Here is a 16412-nt window from a genome sequence, read left to right as displayed (position 1 = left end):
TTTAAAGCTCGAATAATGCAGGTCTTTGCGTAACCTCGTGATAACAGACACTTTTTTCGTCAAAATAATGATAAACTAAGCTCTTTCTTGTTTTTGTTTTGTCTAAATGCGGCTCGCCGCCATGAAGAATATTGGCATGCCACACTAAAAGATCTCCTTTTTTGGCTCTAAAAACTTCCTTTTTTAAGCCTAATTCTTTCACTTTATTTTCAAGGAATTCTTCATAAGCTACATAACTTTTTTTGCCGATTTTGAAAGCTGTTCCTTCATTATCATAATCAGAATTTAAGAAATACGGAAGCTTATGACTTCCCGGAATGTAGTGTAAAGCGCCATTTGTCTCATCCACATCTTCCAAAGCAATCCAAACTCCGAGAAGGCCTCCCAAAGGATAAGTCGTCATGTGAATACTGTCTGAATGGGTTTTTTGCTGACTTCCGTTGATGAAATTTATGCTTTGAAACAATTTAGCATCACCATCAATTAAAACAGATAAAAATTCGAGCAAGTTTTTGTCATTTCCGATATTTTTTATGATTTCAGAATGATGAATAACGAACATTAATTTACCACCATAACGGAATTTTATGGTTCCTTCTTTCAGCAGTTTTTCAATCTCATTGTTGATCTGATCGGCAGTTTCAGGTCTTAGATAATTTCTTAGAACTAAAAAACCATTATCGTCAAAACCTTTGGCGCTGGCTTTATTTTCTTCGGAAAGATTTTTATAAAATTCGGTGTTGAATAGTTTTTGCTCGTCAAATTTTCTTTCATTTTCAGGTAAATGAGCAAAATCTTTGCTTGAAATACTTGAAAAATAACTTTTATCAAGGCCGTATTTTTTATAGAGCGGAATATTATGCTGTAATTTTTTTTTGTTGAAAAAATTATAAATCATGTAAGGCAACTTATAATTGCGAATTTTCTTTAGCATTGCAAGTAGTTTGTTAATACTTTTATAAATCTAAGAATAATATCTAGAACTAATCTAAAGAGCATGATTAAATTAAAGTTTCATGATAAATTTCAAGCTCAGCAATTTTTTAATGATATCTTTTTTGGAATATGTAATCAGATGATAAGGGCGAAGTTCGGGTCTGAAACCTCTAAAAAATTCTTCAACATTCGGCAATTCACTTCCTTCAAAATCGAATATTTTAGTCTGAATATTCTCTTTTATACAATTGTCTATCAATACGGAAGAACCTGATAATTTAACTGATTCTTTATCATTAAACGTTCCCAAAAGAGCCACCGTAAAGTCATCAAAATAAGTAACGATAATGTTGATAATTCTTTGGTTAAGATAAAAAGCCGAAAAATTCAGGCAATTTACCTCAGACATATTTTTAAATATCTTAATAAAAGAATCAACATCTTCTTCTTTATCTGCTCCTAAAAAATTTTCTTTAATAAAGCTTTCAGCCTGAGAAAAACTGATATTTTTAATTTCAGAATTCTTTACAATATCGTCATCCAATCTAAGCTTTCTTTTTCTTTTTGGAGAATATTTAGAATGAATTGTTTCGTAATCATTGGGAAGAATAAGATAATTCTTCTTTCGTTTTAATGACGTTTTAAACTGATTAAATTCATTAAAAGTATAAATTCTGATGAGATAATTTTTCTCTAAAAAGTTTAAAAACTGTTCGTTAATTTCAACATTATCTTCGCTGGAAAAAATACCCAATTGCTGACAAAGCATCGGGGTATGAACGATTTTTATTCCCGATTTGAAAACATAAGGAACCGGCATTACGGCTTCGTAACCTTTGTAAACCAACAATTCCCATTTTTTGTCAGAAGAAATATCTAAAAACTTTTTTGCTGCTGAATATTTTCGTTGTGCAGAATTTTCAAGGCATTGAGTATATTTTTCAAAATCAATTTCATGGTATTTTAATCTTTTAATCATAATAATCCTTCGTCTGAAAAACTGGTATATGCGTTTTGGGTAATAATTAAATGATCCAAAAGCTGAATGTTCATCACATTTCCTGCTTCTTTCACTGTTTTGGTTACACTAATGTCTTCTGCACTGGGTTTTAAATTTCCTGACGGATGATTGTGCGAAATAATGATTCCTGTCGAAAAATGTTCCAATGCTGTTTTAAAAAGTATTCTGATGTCAACAATGGATTGATTGATTCCACCTTGAGTCAGTTGAGCGATATGAATCACTTTATTACTTTGGTTGAGAAATAAAGCCCAAAATTCTTCGGTTCTGAGATCCGATAAATGCATTTTTAAAATATTATAAGCATCTTTGCTGCACGAAATCAATGGTTTTTCGGGAATTTCTTGATTGGCTCTTCTCTTCCCTATTTCCAGCGCAGTTGCGATTGAGATTGCCTTTACTTCGCCAACTCCCTTAAATTTCACTAAATCTTTAATCGTTAATAAACTCAACTGATGCCAATTATTATCGACCGATGTCAGAATTTTTCTTGCCAATTCTACCGCCGTTTCGTCTCTGCTTCCGCTGCCCATAATAATTGCCAATAGTTCAGAATCAGAAAGTGAGTTTTTACCTTTCAGTAAAAACTTTTCTCTCGGTCTGTCGTCTTCTGCCAAAAATTTTATAGACATGATTTTAGGGTTTAGGTTTTAGGGTTTGGTTGTTACTTATTGAAAATATTTATTAATACATTTTTTTTATTATATCGAATATCAATCCAACAACATTCAACTAAAAGCGATCAACTATTAAATATTTAGTTAATAAAAAGCATACAAAATAATGCTCTTTTTCGATTGGTCTAAATGTTTTGCGGTTTCTTTAAAAGCTTTTGCTGAAAGCATCGGACAACCTAAACTTAAGCAAGATAAATTTTGAGATTCCAGATCCGGAACACAACCAAAAGAATGTAAAACAATAGCGCGCTGCATGGCGTTGCTGTTGGTGGAGTCTAAACCTTTTAAACGATATGCCTTTCCGAACTTACCGGAATAGCTTTCTTTAATCTCATATTTTCCTAAGGAAGATTGATAAGAACCTTCAACATTAGAAAATTGAAGTTGATTCGATCTCTTTATTACAGATCCTGAACCATGAGAAACAATCGCTTTCTGTATTATTTTGTCATTTTTCAAATCGTAAACAAAATACCGGTACTTTCCTGAATGAATTTTAAAGTTAATAAAGACGGCCAGATTTTGATTGTAATCTTTATTTTTAATATAATTTTTAAGCTCAGAAATCTTTTCTTTAGGCAAAATATCTTTACTTTCCTGAGCTTTTGACTCAGTACAGGAAATCAGAAATAAGAATGCAAATAGTAAAGATTTCATATAAAAAATATTTAAGACAGGATATTTTTTAACCGCAAAAGAGTCAAAAGATTTTTATTAGACCTAAAGTTATTCAAAAGTTTGTAAAACGATTAAAATTAAGTTTTTACATTTTGTAAACTTTTGAACTTCTATTTTTAATCATTTCTTTTGGATCTTTTGTGGTAAAAATATTTTTCATAATCTAGTAATAAATTACTCAATAATCAATCCGTCCTTCATCACCAATTTACGATCTGTAATCTCGGCCAATTGCGGGTTGTGCGTTACAATCACAAAAGTCTGATTGTATTTATCTCTCAAATCAAAAAATAATCGGTGTAGATCATCTGCATTTTTCGAGTCTAAATTTCCTGTCGGCTCATCCGCATAAATAATCTTTGGAGAATTGATTAAAGCTCTTGCAACGGCAACTCTCTGTGCTTCCCCACCCGATAATTGATTGGGTTTGTGATGAATTCTCTCAGCTATTTTTAAATCTTCAAACAAATGATAAGCTTTATCTAAAGCTTCTTTTTCGTTAGTTCCTGCAATCTTTGTTGGCAAAAGCACGTTTTCTAAAGCCGTAAATTCAGGAAGCAACTGATGAAACTGAAAAACAAAACCAATATTCTGATTTCTGAATCTTGAAATCTGCTTATCGGTCATATTAATAAAAGATTCATCATTCAGCATGATTTCGGTATTGTAATTTTTGGGAGTTGAAGGTGTGTCTAAAGTTCCTAAAATCTGAAGCAATGTAGATTTTCCGGCACCAGATTCCCCAACAATAGAAACAACTTCTCCGGTTTTGATGTGAATATCAACTCCTTTCAATACTTCCAGACTTCCATAAGATTTATGGATATTACTCGCTTTAATCATGTTTCAAAAATAGTGATTTTTTCTTTTGTTTTGAAGTTTTGGTTGTTGGTTTTAAGATCGAAATTTAGTTTGGAAAATATTCATTTTGTAATGATAAATATTTATGCTTTCCTGATCAGAATTCTAAAAGTGGTTCCTTTTCCTACTTCAGTTTGAGAAATTTTAATATCTCCATTATGATACTCCTGCACTACTCTTTTGGCTAAGCTTAAACCTAATCCCCAACCACGTTTTTTTGTAGAATATCCAGGCTTAAAAGCATTTTGCGCCTGGTATTTTGTCATTCCGCTTCCGTTGTCTTTTACTTCAACCAAAATATTTTTGTTGCGTTCGAAAACCGACATCTGTAAAGTTCCCTCACCTTTCATGGCATCAACTGCATTTTTCACCAGATTTTCAATTACCCAACTCATTAGAATTCTATTGTGTGGAACTAAAATATTGTAGGTAGGAAGCAAAAGTGTAAAGTCAATCTTTCTTGATATTCTTGTTTTCAGATAATCATAATTTTCCCGGATGGTATCATTAAAATTGGTGTCGTTCAACTCTGGTACCGAACCGATTTTTGAAAATCTTTCGGAGATCGTTCTCAGTCTTTCAATATCTTTTTCTATTTCGTGTACACCGTCTGAATCGGGATTTTCAAGCTTCATAATTTCCATCCAGCCCATCATGGAAGATAATGGAGTGCCAATTTGATGTGCCGTTTCTTTCGCTAATCCGGCCCAAAGGTAACCTTCGTCTGTTTTTTTGACTGTTCTCAAAAACCAGAATGAAAATAAGAAGTAACACAATACAAAAAATCCTAATAAAAACGGTGAATACTGTAGATTATTAAGCATTATTGAGTTGTCATAATAGACAAATTGGTCATTTCCGCCCTGTACTTTTATTTCAATTGCAGGATATTTTTTCTCCATTTTTTTTGCCAAAGCAACAATTTCGTCCGGATTATTTCCAGCTTCTTTCGATAGATGTTTGTATTCTATGACCTGATCATTTTTATCTAAAATAATTACCGGAATTGTGGTGTTTGAACTATAAATGGCAAGAAGCAGTTCCTGAACTTCTAAACTTGGGGTCATGTCCTGCTGAAATTTTATAGCTTTAACTAAGATATCAACTCTTTTTACTTCTTCTTTCTTTAAATAATTAATCACCAAAGTGGACGAAATCACAATAGCAATCACAACCAAAGTCATTAAAGAGAAAATAAACCAGTTGTTGAATCTGGAAAATATGGATCTTTTTTTCAAATCTTTTTTATTTTAAAACGTTCAAGATCTTCTGTAACTCTGTACTTCCGCTTCCCTGATAATTGTTGATAATAATCGAATATACATATTTTTTTCCGTCTTTAGACGTGTGATAGCCAGCAAATGATTTTGTGTCGCGCATTGTTCCGCTTTTCATTTTCATACCGTTATCCTGAGTCGGGAATCCGTCGTAATAAGAATCAAACCAAGCTTGTTTTTTAGCATAAAGCAATGCCTGAACTTCCGCTTTTGCTGAGACATAATTTTGTGGTGAAAGTCCGCTTCCGTCAGCAAAATTGATCATATTTGAATTGATGCCTTTTGCTTTCCAAAATTCTTTTAAATAAGCAATTCCGCTTTTGAAACTTGAATTTCCTTTTTTCTCTTTCCCTAGAGTTTTAATTAAATTTTCACCATACAGGTTTATACTTTTTCTTAAAAACCAATACACGATTTTATCTAAAGATGGCGATTCGTAAGTAAGAATGATATTGTTTTTTGGAGTTTCTAAAGGTTTTTTACCTTCTATTTCCAATTGAGAATTGGTTACCACTTTTCCTGAGAAGTCAATTCCTGAGTCTTTCAGCCATTTCTGAATTTCCACACCCAATTGCAATGGCGGATTTGGAACAGAACCGGAAACTGTCGTTACTTTTCCTGCAGGTAAACTTCCATTAATTAAAGCGATATTTGAATGTGGTGCAGTAAAAATTAAACTTTGATCTGAACTTCCAGCTGCTTTTAAATCATTCAGCCATTTTACATTTTCTAAAGGATAAGAAAAACTTTTAAAATCATTGCCATTGATATTGATATCGAATTGATTTTCACGCCAATTTACGCCCCAAACTCCGGCTCCATAATAATTTCCCAAATCGTCCCATGGCCAACCTCCGGGAATGGTTTGATGATCAAAATAAGAATCATCAATCACTAAATCGCCCGAAATCTTTGTAATTCCAGATTTTTTGACCGCTTCAATCAGTTTTTGTTTAAAATTTTCAGGTTTGTAACCTTCGTATCTCCAGCTTCCTAAAGTAGGATCGCCATTCGATGTGATGAAAAGATTTCCGTTTAAATTTCCACTAGAAATTGTTCCTGAATAAGATGATGTTGTTTTGTACGTGTAATTTTTGCCTAAAGTTTCCAAGGCTGCAGCTGCCGTAAAAATTTTTTGTGTTGAAGCTGTTGAAAGTCCTTTATTTCCCTGAAATTCATACACAAGATTTCCACTGTCATCAGCTACGTAAAAAGATAGATTAGATGAAATCGCCGAAGAAGAATTCATTAGATTTTTTGTGGCATCATCTAATTTTTGCGAAATATTCTGTGCAAAAATAATTTGTGTGGAAAGTGTAAGAATTACAAAAGTTCTTTTCATTTGATATATATTAAAAAGCTGTGGAATGCTTTGAATCCGCTCAGCATGACAACGCTAATAATGTTAAGATATTTGAGTAGAATTAAAAAATAAGAATTAAAGTTCGCTTCCGGCTTCAATTTCGTATGGCTCTTTTCCTTTTTCAAAAATCCTTGCCAATTCGCTTCCTTCAACGGTAATTTTATCACCAATTCTTCTGATCCAGTTTCCTTCACGCAGTCCTATAACTTTGGTGTCATTCTGCGTTAAAAATTCTTTAATTCTGGTTTCTCTGGTTTCTCCGTTGTGTTTTAAATCTGGATCTGGATCTAAATAATGCGGATTGATATTAAACGGAACCAATCCCATACACTCGAAACTTGGTGGATAAACAATCGGCATGTCGTTGGTGGTTTTCATATTTTGTCCGCCAATATTACTTCCTGCGCTGCAACCTAAATAAGCTTTTCCGCTTTCGATATTTTGCTTTAAAACAGACATCAGATTTTCTTCATGTAAAGTTTTAACCAATAAAAAAGTGTTTCCGCCTCCTGTGAAATATCCTTTCGCTGAATGTAAAGCTTCAGTTTTATCGTCAAATTCGTGCAGACCTTTCACTTTAATTTTAATGGTTTCAAAGAAAGATTTTGCTTTTGCGGTATAATCATCGTGCGAAATTCCGCCCGGTCTGGCAAATGGAATGAAGATGATTTCGTCAATTCCGTTATATAATTCAATAAGTTCTTCTTTTAAATATTCAAGATATTCTCCGCCAAAAATTGTAGACGTTGAGGCTAATAAGACATTCATAAGATAAAAGATAATAGGTTTGTAATGAAACAAAGATAAACTCAAACAAGGTAAGAATCAAAAAATACGCTAAAAAAAGTCTTATAACTGTTAATACATTCAAAAAAAACTTAAGAGATCTAAAACTTTCCGTTTTCTGGAATTATTCTTGAATTTAAATAATTACAATTTTAAAAATGTAAGAAATATGAAAACGATTAAAATTAATACAAAACAATTATTTGTAGGTCTGCTGATGATGGGAAGTACTGGTGCTTTTGTTGCTCAAACCTCGTCAAAAACTGACACGGTAAAAGTTGCTACTTCTACTACTCAGGTACAGACAAATCCTGTAATTGAAGGTTTAAAAAAACAGGTAGAAGCCAATCCTAAAGATGCAGAAGCATTAGCTAAATTGGCAACTGCGTATCAGGATGCTACAGATTGGCAGAATGCGATTATTACGTGGAAAAAAATATCAGTATTATTACCAGATTGGGCTCCATCGTATTATAGCCAAGCCTATTCTTATCAATCAGCAAAAGATGATATGAATGCTAAACTTGCTTACGAAAAATATATTGCAACCGTAAAACCGGAAGAGATTGAAGCAAGCAAAAAAAATCTGGCATACGCCTATTATTTTATAGCATTTAGCGAACAAAAAGACAACCCAGCCAAAGCAAAAGAACATATTGCCAAATCAATACAGTATGATCCGAGTAATCAGGAAGCTGTAAAATTGAGTCAGGCTCTTAATTCATAATAACAGAAACCGAAGGATTTATTTTCTTCGGTTTTTTTATTGGATTTTTTTTCCGAAAAAGTCTGTTTTTCCTTTTAAATGCCTGATTATTTTTTCGATATTTCTTTGTTTTGCTGCTTCTGTTTTTAGATTATTGATGTACCGAATCAACTCCAGTTTTCTTGATGGAATAAGGTTTTCAAAACTTTTTGAAGCAACAGGATTTTCTTGAATTGCTTTTTCTAAATCAGGATGAATTGAAATCGTTCGGTCCGAATTATCAAATTCTATAAAAATTTCAAGTATTTCACCAATTCTTTTGGGAGAATCTTTTAGCATCGTTAAATTGATGTATAATCTCCATTCTCCTAAATATTTCATTAAATTTTGTGTGAATTCTTTACCATTTACCGTTCCTTTCACAGGAATCGGACTTTTATTCTTTCGTGAAGTTTCAAATATTTCATTTAAAATTTCATCAGGAACAAAAACAAAAGGATTGATTCCTATGATGTTGAGTTTTGCAGTGAACTGGTTTTTCATTGAAGTTAAAATTAATGATTTTTTATTTTCAAAAGTTTAATTATAAAACCACCACGTTAAAAATTCTTTGAATTTTCGCCAACCTTCCAAAGAAGGGGAATTTCTGAGGTTCAATATGGTAAGTCGACAAATTAATTTCGCACTCAAAATGGAATGTTTATCTTTGCGGGAAATAAATCTATTTAAATGAAATTTTTTATTGACACTGCTAATTTAGAGCAAATTAAAGAAGCTAAAGACCTTGGTATTTTGGATGGTGTAACGACCAACCCGTCATTGATGGCTAAAGAAGGAATTAAAGGTGATGAAGCAATCAAGAATCATTATAAAGCGATCTGCGAGATTGTAGATGGAGATATTTCTGCTGAAGTACTTTCTACAACGTACGAAGAAATGATTAAAGAAGGTGACGAATTGGCTGCAATTCACCCAAATATTGTGGTGAAGATTCCAATGATTAAAGACGGTATTAAGGCCTTGAAATATTTTTCTGATAAAGGAATCAAAACCAACTGTACTTTAATTTTCTCTCCAGGACAGGCACTTTTAGCGGCTAAAGCCGGTGCAACTTACGTTTCTCCGTTTTTGGGAAGATTAGATGATATCACAACGGATGGTTTAAATCTTATTCAGGAAATCAGATTGATTTTTGATAACTATATGTATGACACTGAAATTTTAGCGGCTTCTATCCGTCATTCAATGCATATTATTGACTGTGCAAAAATTGGTGCAGATGTTATCACTTCACCACTTCCTCCAATTTTGAGTTTATTGAAACACCCTTTAACGGACAGCGGTTTGGCTCAGTTTGTTGCAGATTCTCAAAAATTAGCGTAAGAATTTGAAATTTGAAGTTTGAGATTTGATATTCTTTTATTGAATAAAATATTTCAAATTCACATAAAAAATCCCGGAACAAAATGTTTCGGGATTTTATTTTATATCAAATTGACTTTACCAGTCATTGGCTCTTCTGCGTTTTTCTATCATCCCATCGATGGAAAATCTTCCGGCTCCAAATGAAATAATGATTAAGTAAATTGAAAGATACAATAAGCTCAATTCTCTTTTATCAAAAGCATCTGCGCCGTGAACTACAAATGCAGCAACAGCCATCGTAAAGATTAAAAATCCTGCTGCAATTCTTGTAAATAAACCAAGAATAATAAAAATAGAACACACAAACTCAGCAAAAACCGCCAATATCAAAGATATTTTCGAACCTAAACCTATGAAATCATAAAAAGGCTTTTCAACCCCGTTGATTAAATCCTGAAGTTTTGGAAAACCATGCGAAATCATCGCAAAACCTATAAACAATCTTACAAGGAATAGTACAATATCAAAAATTACAGGATTCGCCTTTGTGTTTAAGTAGCTCATTGATTGAAATTTAAACTAAAGATAACAAAAATATCGTTAATATAATGATGGATAGAGACATTTAGTCTATCTGTATCCAAAATTTTTCAGATCACGATCGTTTTTTCTCCAATCTTTTTTCACTTTCACAAAAAGGTTTAAGTGAATTTTTTTAGAGAAAAATTTCTCCAGATCAATTCTTGCTTCGGTTCCTACTTTTTTAATGGCTTCTCCTTTATGACCGATGATAATCCCCTTCTGGGTATCTCTTTCTACATAAATAATAGAATCGATGAAAATAATGCCTTCTTTTTCTTTAAACATCTCGGTAACAACCTCTACGGAATAGGGAATTTCTTTTTCATAATTTAAAAGAATTTTCTCTCTGATGGCCTCGTTTACAAAGAAACGTTCCGGTTTGTCGGTGTACATGTCTTTATCATAATACGCCGGACTTTCGGGTAACATTGATTTTAATTTCGGTAAAATAATATCTATGTTAAAAGCATTCAAGGCAGAAATAGGAAGAATTTCAGCTTTCGGAATTCTTTCGTGCCATTCGGTGGCTATTTTTTCCAGACCTTCTTGATTGGTTTGGTCAATTTTATTCAATAACAATAAAACTGGTACCGGAATTTTATTTAATTTATCAATCAAAAATTCAGATTGTTCAGCTTTATCAGTAACATCTACAATGAAAAGAAAAACGTCAGCATCTTGTAAAGAGTCTTTTACAAAATCCATCATTTTCTCCTGCAAACCATATTTAGGGTCTAAAACTCCGGGAGTATCAGAAAATACAATCTGCAAGTCTTCTTCATTATAAATTCCAAAAATTCTATGTCGTGTTGTCTGAGCCTTTTGCGTTACAATTGCCAACTTCTCTCCCATCAATTGATTCAAAAGAGTAGATTTTCCGGCATTCGGCTTTCCAACGATATTTACAAATCCTGCTTTGTGCATATAAAAGTATTAGTTCGTTTTGTTACGATTTGCAAAGTTAGTAAAACAAAATTGGTCTTTCGGTCAATATTAAAATTAGATGCCTAAAAAAGATTATTTTTGAACTAAATTTAATGAATTAAGCTGTCAGAGTTTTTTAATATTAAATACTTTTAGATAAAAAATGCTTTAAAGAACTGGTTTTTACCTAATTATTAAATTTAAATTTTCTGTTAATTCCAAACCGTTATTTTGATGAATATTAAAGAAATTATTGATGCTATTTATTCAATTCCACAAACTTCACAGGAAAATTTGATGCAACATATTTCTGAAGTTGATTATCCTAAAGGATTCTGCCTGATGGAGGCTGATAAAGTGATTCCTTACATCTATTTTTTAAAAAAAGGAATTGTTCGGGCCTACGCTTCTACCGAAAATAATGATATTACTTTTTGGTTTGGAACGGAAGGCGAACCCATCGTTTCTATGAAAAGTTATGTAGATGAAAAACCGGGTTATGAAAATATAGAACTTCTTGAAGACTGCGAATTTTACAGACTTAAAACTGAGAAACTGAAGACTCTTTATAATGAAGATATTCACATTGCAAATTGGGGACGGAAATTTGCAGAGCGTGAGCTGGTAAAGACAGAGGAATTGATTATTTCCAGGCAATATAAAACTGCATCAGAAAGGTATAAAGATTTGCTGATAGAAAAACCTTATCTCTTACAGCGAGTTCAGCTTGGTCATATTGCTTCTTATTTGGGAATTGCACAGGTGAGTTTAAGCAGAATAAGAGCAGAACTGAAATAATTTTATTTTTTAACAATTGTAAAACTTCGTTTCAGTTTAAAGCCTCAATTTTGCAGTATAAAATTAGAAAGGAATGAACTGGATTATTTTAATTATCGCAGGATTATTTGAGGTCGCTTTTGCATCATGCCTCGGAAAAGTAAAAGAAACTACGGGCAACGAAATGTATTGGTGGTTTGGAGGATTTTTGGTTTGTCTCACCATAAGTATGCTCTTACTAATCAAGGCAACAGAAACTTTACCGATCGGAACCGCTTATGCAGTCTGGACCGGAATTGGCGCTGTAGGAACTGCTTTGGTAGGAATTTTAGTGTTTAAAGATCCCGCAAGTTTCTGGAGAATATTTTTCATTTCAACATTAATTGGTTCTGTAATTGGTTTAAAAGCAGTTTCTCATTAAAAGTAAAAGGTATATTTCTTATATTTGTGAAAAACTATTTATGAGAACAAAACTACTCTTTCTTTTTATCAGTTGTACCTTATTTGGACAAAATGCTGATCTTTTTAATAACAATTGGTACATTTCACAAATGATTATCAATAATCAAACTACAGTAAGTCCTATCATGCAAGTTTCTGCGGGTACATCTTTGTTTACTAATAATGGAGGTAATTATAATTTTACTTCTTCATATTACAATTCAGCAGGTTCTACGATCACTTTTAATACCGTTACAGACAGCTTTACAAGACAAGGTGGTGGTTGTACATTGGCTGTTTACAATGGTACAAATGCTGCTGCGGCTCAAACTTATGACCAAAAAAATTGTGATTTTTATTTAAATACAACATCAGGAGCAATTTTTAATTATCAGATTGTAAATAGCGGAAGCTCCAAAACACTCATAATAACAAATCCTGTTACTGGAGACAAAATTTATTACAACAATGCATTTTTAGGTACAAAAGAAAATGCTATTAAGAAAACTTTTAAATTATACCCAAATCCTTCTACGGATTTTGTAATTATTGAGAATGTAGAAAAGAACCTAAAATTGAAGATTAATGATCTGTCAGGGAAAATTTTGTTTGAAACATTAACCTCAGATAAAACATTAAAAATAGATGTAAGTAGTTTTGCAACCGGACAATATATTTTGAGTATAGAAAACTTTAAACCAGAAATTTTTATTAAAAAATAAATTTCGGCTTAAGAAAAAGCGGCTTCAGATTCTGAAGCCGCTTTTTTTATTTCTTTAAAACGATAGGTAAAATTTCGTTTAGCCTTAAGCCGTATTTTTTTATTTCTGCATCAGAAAACTGCTGTGAGTAAAAATTAGCTTCCACTTCAAAGCCTGCATTCTGTAAACGATCGAAATAATCCATCCCGTACCAACGAACATGATCGTACTGACCAAAATGTTTTTGTCTTTCTTTTGGATCTGTTATGGTAAAATCTTCGTAGGTTTTCTCCAAAGAATTTTTCATTGGAACCTGCAGGATTCCCCAACCTCCGGGTTTCATTACCCGATATAATTCGCTCATGGCTTTCGCATCATCCTGAATATGTTCCAAAACATGATTACAGAAGATGATATCGAAACTTTCATTTTCAAAAGGTAAATCTAAAATATCAGCTTTCACATCTACAATCGGCGAATACAAATCGGCAGAAATGTAATTGAGATTGCTCATTCTTTTAAATTTCCTCAAAAATTCCTGTTCGGGAGCAATATGAAGAACTTTATAATTTTTAATGAAAAAATCGGTTTCATTCTGAAGATACAGATACATCTGACGGTGTCTTTCGAGACTTAAAGTTCCTGGTGACAAAGCGTTTTCTCTCTGTTTTCCGTATCCGTAAGGTAAAAATTTACGATAAGATTTTCCATCAATAGGATCATAAAATTTGTCACCTTTAAAAAACTGATAAATCAGCGGACGTGCCCAGATGCTCATCTTGATAAGCATCGGACGAGGGATTTTATTTAGTAAAAACTTAGTTAGCTTTTTCATTAAAAATCCAATTGAAATGGCTTTTCTTCATCACTTACAATACCCAAAGCATCATAAATATATTTGAATGTAGATAGTAAAACAGGTTTCCCATTGATGACGCAAACATCATGCTCGAAGTGAGCAGAAGGCTGATTGTCTAGTGTGGTAACCGTCCATCCATCATTATGGAATTTTACCTTTTCAGTTCCTAAGTTAATCATTGGCTCGATAGCGATTGCCAAGCCGTCTTTAATTACTTTTCCGCTTCCTTGCTTTCCGTAATTCGGAACCTGAGGATCTTCATGCATTTTCTTTCCTAAACCATGACCCACCAATTCTTTCACAACGCCATACCCTTCTTTTTCACAGTGCTTTTGGATAGCATGAGAAATGTCACCGATTCTTTTTCCTCTGATGCATTGCTCAATTCCTTTGTAAAGAGATTCTTTAGCAACTTTCAGTAATTTTTTGGTTTCAGGTTTTACTTCGCCAATTTCAAAAGTATAAGCGTGGTCACCTACATAACCGTTGAGAATGGCGCCACAATCTACAGAAAGTACATCACCTTCTTTTATTTCTTCTTTATTTGGAAAACCGTGAACTACTTGTTCGTTTGGTGAAATACACAGAGAATTCGGAAAGCCTCCATATCCTAAAAATGCAGGTTCGGCACCGTGATCTTTGATAAAATCATGCGCCAGTTTATCTAAATATAAAGTAGTAATTCCCGGTTTGATTTCTTTTGCCAACATTCCTAATGTTCTGGAAACCAACTGGGCACTTTCTCTCATAAGACGAAGCTCGTCTATTGTTTTTAATTGAATCATTTTTATTCTTAGATGTTAGATATTAGATGTTAGATGTTAGAAATTAGTTTTAAATAATACTAATCATCTATATTTTCTGATAATTAATTGGAAGCAGCACCTGAAAACTAATTTCTAATTTCTAATTACTAACTTCTAATTTCTCAAATTTTACCAGAAAAGTCCTTTTTTCTTTTCTTTTTTCAGTTTTGAATATGCTAAAACCTCTTTTCCTTCTACACGGAACTCAATTCTTTCGTTGATGATATTGTAAATTTCTCCCCAACCCGGAAAACCACCTAAGTTTCTGTCGTCGATAAACCAGTCTGCATCCAATTTTCTCGACTGAGTTTCAGCATCAAAAACTTCTCCTTCAAAACTTGAGTTAATTGCATAGAACTCAATACCGTTTTGTCTGCAAAATTCTACAGCTTCATCCAATGTTTTACCATGTCTGTACGTCCAAAGTATGAGTCTAAAACCTTGAGCCTGAAGTTTTTTCAGAGTTTCGAAAGCGAAAATTTTAGTTTTCCCAATTGCAGGATATGCGTCATCTACGATCGTTCCGTCAAAATCAACTGCAATTTTTTTATTATTTAACATTTTGTTGCGTTTTTAGCTGGGCAAAGATACTAAATAAATAAAAAGTGCCGAAAAACATCCGACACTTCAATTTATAATTTATTGTTAAAATCTAATTATTTTTTAACCCAGTTGAATTCAAACTGCAAATCTGGAGTAGAAATTCTATCTGTAATTTTCTGTAATCTCGATGGAAGTTTCATAAGATATTCCTGAGCTTTTTCTGCCTTTTCTGTAAGGCCTGTAATATGCTCGATCTTCCATTCGTCAAGAAGATCTTTCATAATATTGATATAATCCTGACCTGTATAAACCATACATCTTTGTGCCGCATCTGAGAAATGACCCCAAAGCTCACCTGCTTTCTGGCCAGACTGTCTCATCATGTGAGCCGGCATAACGATTTTTTTACGCATCATATCTTCAAATGCCAAAATCATTTCAGAAGGATCTAATTCTAAAATTTTAGCTACGAAATGTTTATATGCTTTTGCGTGTCTTGCTTCATCTGCTGCAATTACACCACACATTTTTGCCAGTTTTCCATTTCCTGTTTGTTTTGCCAAAGTACCTACTCTTCTATGCGAAACGTTGGTTGCTGTTTCCTGGAAACTTGTGTAGATGAAATTTCTGTAAGGATCCATACTTGTTCCGATATCAAAACCATCACTGATCAGATATTGGGTAGTAATTTCCATCTGTCTCATGTTTACTCTACCGCATAAATACAGGTATTTTCCAAGTAAATCACCGTGTCTGTTTTCTTCGGCAGTCCAAGATCTTATCCAGCTTGCCCAGCCCGGTCCACTTTTTTCCTGATCAATCCCGTCAACACTCATTAGCCAAGATTCGTAAGAAGGTAAAGCTTCTTCAGTAATACAATCCCCAATCAATGTTACAAAAAGATCGTAAGGCATTTCCTGAGCGAAAGTTTGAATCTCTTCTAAGTCATATTTGAAATCAGCGCTAGAAGGATCTGGTAAATAATCTGAAGGTTGCCAGATTTTTTCAATTGGAGTCAAAAATTTATCGAGAAAAGAACCAACTTCCTTCTCCAAAATACCCATTACTTCTTTTCTTACCAGAATATTATACATCTAAAAATACGTTTA

20 protein-coding genes are annotated in these 16412 nt (G+C 32.9%); 5 read left to right on the top strand and 15 right to left on the bottom strand.

The genetic code is table 11. The features are described from left to right. Nucleotide 1: 1 nt before the first annotated feature. The 8 genes from EG358_RS11615 to pepE all read right to left on the bottom strand — a co-directional run bounded on the left by EG358_RS11615 (nt 2) and on the right by pepE (nt 7581). Entirely contained in the window at nt 2-934 is a 933-nt protein-coding gene (locus tag EG358_RS11615; RefSeq protein ID WP_076558236.1) for a phytanoyl-CoA dioxygenase family protein, read from the bottom strand. 72 nt (nt 935-1006) lie between these two features. Further along, nucleotides 1007-1915, bottom strand: a complete 909-nt coding sequence (locus EG358_RS11610; protein WP_083676986.1) for a hypothetical protein — start codon at nt 1913-1915, stop codon at nt 1007-1009. Then, nucleotides 1912-2589: a RadC family protein gene (radC, locus tag EG358_RS11605; protein ID WP_076558232.1), complete on the bottom strand. Its 678-nt coding sequence runs from the start codon at nt 2587-2589 to the stop codon at nt 1912-1914. The genes EG358_RS11610 and radC overlap by 4 nt, the downstream gene beginning before the upstream one ends. Nucleotides 2590-2718: 129 nt before the next feature. Further along, entirely contained in the window at nt 2719-3291 is a 573-nt protein-coding gene (locus tag EG358_RS11600) for a murein L,D-transpeptidase catalytic domain-containing protein (protein ID WP_076558230.1), read from the bottom strand. A gap of 195 nt (nt 3292-3486) precedes the next feature. Further along, nucleotides 3487-4155 carry an ABC transporter ATP-binding protein gene (locus tag EG358_RS11595; protein WP_076558229.1) on the bottom strand — a complete coding sequence of 223 codons (669 nt, stop codon included), beginning with the start codon at nt 4153-4155 and terminating at the stop codon, nt 3487-3489. Between the two features lie 101 nt (nt 4156-4256). Then, complete coding sequence (locus EG358_RS11590; protein ID WP_076558228.1) at nt 4257-5411, bottom strand: sensor histidine kinase; 1155 nt, start codon at nt 5409-5411, stop codon at nt 4257-4259. A 7-nt stretch (nt 5412-5418) separates the two neighbouring features. Continuing rightward, nucleotides 5419-6792, bottom strand: coding sequence for a D-alanyl-D-alanine carboxypeptidase/D-alanyl-D-alanine endopeptidase (gene dacB, locus EG358_RS11585; protein WP_076558227.1), 1374 nt, complete (start codon nt 6790-6792; stop codon nt 5419-5421). Between the two features lie 96 nt (nt 6793-6888). After that, the gene (pepE, locus tag EG358_RS11580) at nt 6889-7581 is read right to left on the bottom strand and encodes a dipeptidase PepE (RefSeq protein ID WP_076558225.1); all 693 of its coding nucleotides are present in this window, start codon (nt 7579-7581) and stop codon (nt 6889-6891) included. A gap of 187 nt (nt 7582-7768) precedes the next feature. Between pepE and EG358_RS11575 the strand changes: the two genes are divergently transcribed. Beyond that, nucleotides 7769-8326: a tetratricopeptide repeat protein gene (locus EG358_RS11575; protein ID WP_076558223.1), complete on the top strand. Its 558-nt coding sequence runs from the start codon at nt 7769-7771 to the stop codon at nt 8324-8326. Between the two features lie 36 nt (nt 8327-8362). On the opposite strand, the gene EG358_RS11570 is transcribed toward EG358_RS11575, so the two are convergent. After that, nucleotides 8363-8848, bottom strand: a complete 486-nt coding sequence (locus EG358_RS11570) for a YdeI/OmpD-associated family protein (protein ID WP_076558221.1) — start codon at nt 8846-8848, stop codon at nt 8363-8365. Nucleotides 8849-9034: 186 nt separating this feature from the next. Here EG358_RS11570 and fsa point away from each other — a divergent pair, with 186 nt between their 5' ends. Further along, nucleotides 9035-9688, top strand: a complete 654-nt coding sequence (fsa, locus tag EG358_RS11565) for a fructose-6-phosphate aldolase (RefSeq protein WP_066675707.1) — start codon at nt 9035-9037, stop codon at nt 9686-9688. Nucleotides 9689-9805: 117 nt separating this feature from the next. Here the strand turns inward: fsa and EG358_RS11560 are convergent, their stop codons facing one another. Both EG358_RS11560 and era read right to left on the bottom strand, forming a co-directional pair. Continuing rightward, the gene (locus EG358_RS11560; RefSeq protein ID WP_076558219.1) at nt 9806-10234 is read right to left on the bottom strand and encodes a DoxX family protein; all 429 of its coding nucleotides are present in this window, start codon (nt 10232-10234) and stop codon (nt 9806-9808) included. 66 nt (nt 10235-10300) lie between these two features. Beyond that, entirely contained in the window at nt 10301-11176 is an 876-nt protein-coding gene (gene era / locus EG358_RS11555; RefSeq protein ID WP_076558217.1) for a GTPase Era, read from the bottom strand. Between the two features lie 234 nt (nt 11177-11410). Between era and EG358_RS11550 the strand changes: the two genes are divergently transcribed. From EG358_RS11550 to EG358_RS11540, 3 genes are all read left to right on the top strand, one after another. Next, nucleotides 11411-11974: a Crp/Fnr family transcriptional regulator gene (locus tag EG358_RS11550; protein WP_076558215.1), complete on the top strand. Its 564-nt coding sequence runs from the start codon at nt 11411-11413 to the stop codon at nt 11972-11974. A 73-nt stretch (nt 11975-12047) separates the two neighbouring features. Then, on the top strand, nt 12048-12374 hold the full coding sequence (locus EG358_RS11545) for a DMT family transporter (protein WP_076558213.1): 327 nt from the start codon (nt 12048-12050) through the stop codon (nt 12372-12374). Nucleotides 12375-12414: 40 nt separating this feature from the next. Continuing rightward, complete coding sequence (locus EG358_RS11540) at nt 12415-13116, top strand: T9SS type A sorting domain-containing protein (RefSeq protein WP_076558211.1); 702 nt, start codon at nt 12415-12417, stop codon at nt 13114-13116. A gap of 46 nt (nt 13117-13162) precedes the next feature. Here the strand turns inward: EG358_RS11540 and EG358_RS11535 are convergent, their stop codons facing one another. The 4 genes from EG358_RS11535 to EG358_RS11520 all read right to left on the bottom strand — a co-directional run bounded on the left by EG358_RS11535 (nt 13163) and on the right by EG358_RS11520 (nt 16397). Next, nucleotides 13163-13930, bottom strand: coding sequence for a class I SAM-dependent methyltransferase (locus EG358_RS11535; RefSeq protein ID WP_076558209.1), 768 nt, complete (start codon nt 13928-13930; stop codon nt 13163-13165). Beyond that, entirely contained in the window at nt 13930-14739 is an 810-nt protein-coding gene (gene map, locus EG358_RS11530; RefSeq protein WP_076558207.1) for a type I methionyl aminopeptidase, read from the bottom strand. Before map ends, EG358_RS11535 begins: the two co-directional genes overlap by 1 nt. Before the next feature lie 150 nt (nt 14740-14889). Beyond that, on the bottom strand, nt 14890-15321 hold the full coding sequence (locus tag EG358_RS11525; RefSeq protein WP_076558205.1) for a BT0820 family HAD-type phosphatase: 432 nt from the start codon (nt 15319-15321) through the stop codon (nt 14890-14892). Between the two features lie 95 nt (nt 15322-15416). Continuing rightward, entirely contained in the window at nt 15417-16397 is a 981-nt protein-coding gene (locus EG358_RS11520) for an acyl-ACP desaturase (RefSeq protein WP_076558203.1), read from the bottom strand. Nucleotides 16398-16412 lie beyond the last annotated feature (15 nt).

Source organism: Chryseobacterium indoltheticum (genome assembly GCF_003815915.1).
Lineage (GTDB): Bacteria > Bacteroidota > Bacteroidia > Flavobacteriales > Weeksellaceae > Chryseobacterium > Chryseobacterium indoltheticum.
Note: the sequence above shows the minus strand (reverse complement) of the source record. Positions and strands in the feature narration are given on the sequence as shown.

Excerpts from the sequence above, each read along its gene's own strand:
- EG358_RS11535 (WP_076558209.1), bottom strand. The coding sequence starts at position 13,930 with ATGAAAAAGCTAACTAAGTTTTTACTAAATAAAATCCCTCGTCCGATG.
- EG358_RS11525 (WP_076558205.1), bottom strand. The coding sequence starts at position 15,321 with ATGTTAAATAATAAAAAAATTGCAGTTGATTTTGACGGAACGATCGTA.
- EG358_RS11550 (WP_076558215.1), top strand. The coding sequence starts at position 11,411 with ATGAATATTAAAGAAATTATTGATGCTATTTATTCAATTCCACAAACT.
- EG358_RS11615 (WP_076558236.1), bottom strand. The coding sequence starts at position 934 with ATGCTAAAGAAAATTCGCAATTATAAGTTGCCTTACATGATTTATAAT.
- EG358_RS11520 (WP_076558203.1), bottom strand. The coding sequence starts at position 16,397 with ATGTATAATATTCTGGTAAGAAAAGAAGTAATGGGTATTTTGGAGAAG.
- pepE (WP_076558225.1), bottom strand. The coding sequence starts at position 7,581 with ATGAATGTCTTATTAGCCTCAACGTCTACAATTTTTGGCGGAGAATAT.
- map (WP_076558207.1), bottom strand. The coding sequence starts at position 14,739 with ATGATTCAATTAAAAACAATAGACGAGCTTCGTCTTATGAGAGAAAGT.
- era (WP_076558217.1), bottom strand. The coding sequence starts at position 11,176 with ATGCACAAAGCAGGATTTGTAAATATCGTTGGAAAGCCGAATGCCGGA.
- EG358_RS11575 (WP_076558223.1), top strand. The coding sequence starts at position 7,769 with ATGAAAACGATTAAAATTAATACAAAACAATTATTTGTAGGTCTGCTG.
- EG358_RS11610 (WP_083676986.1), bottom strand. The coding sequence starts at position 1,915 with ATGATTAAAAGATTAAAATACCATGAAATTGATTTTGAAAAATATACT.
- EG358_RS11595 (WP_076558229.1), bottom strand. The coding sequence starts at position 4,155 with ATGATTAAAGCGAGTAATATCCATAAATCTTATGGAAGTCTGGAAGTA.
- radC (WP_076558232.1), bottom strand. The coding sequence starts at position 2,589 with ATGTCTATAAAATTTTTGGCAGAAGACGACAGACCGAGAGAAAAGTTT.
- EG358_RS11570 (WP_076558221.1), bottom strand. The coding sequence starts at position 8,848 with ATGAAAAACCAGTTCACTGCAAAACTCAACATCATAGGAATCAATCCT.
- EG358_RS11600 (WP_076558230.1), bottom strand. The coding sequence starts at position 3,291 with ATGAAATCTTTACTATTTGCATTCTTATTTCTGATTTCCTGTACTGAG.
- fsa (WP_066675707.1), top strand. The coding sequence starts at position 9,035 with ATGAAATTTTTTATTGACACTGCTAATTTAGAGCAAATTAAAGAAGCT.
- EG358_RS11545 (WP_076558213.1), top strand. The coding sequence starts at position 12,048 with ATGAACTGGATTATTTTAATTATCGCAGGATTATTTGAGGTCGCTTTT.
- dacB (WP_076558227.1), bottom strand. The coding sequence starts at position 6,792 with ATGAAAAGAACTTTTGTAATTCTTACACTTTCCACACAAATTATTTTT.
- EG358_RS11560 (WP_076558219.1), bottom strand. The coding sequence starts at position 10,234 with ATGAGCTACTTAAACACAAAGGCGAATCCTGTAATTTTTGATATTGTA.
- EG358_RS11540 (WP_076558211.1), top strand. The coding sequence starts at position 12,415 with ATGAGAACAAAACTACTCTTTCTTTTTATCAGTTGTACCTTATTTGGA.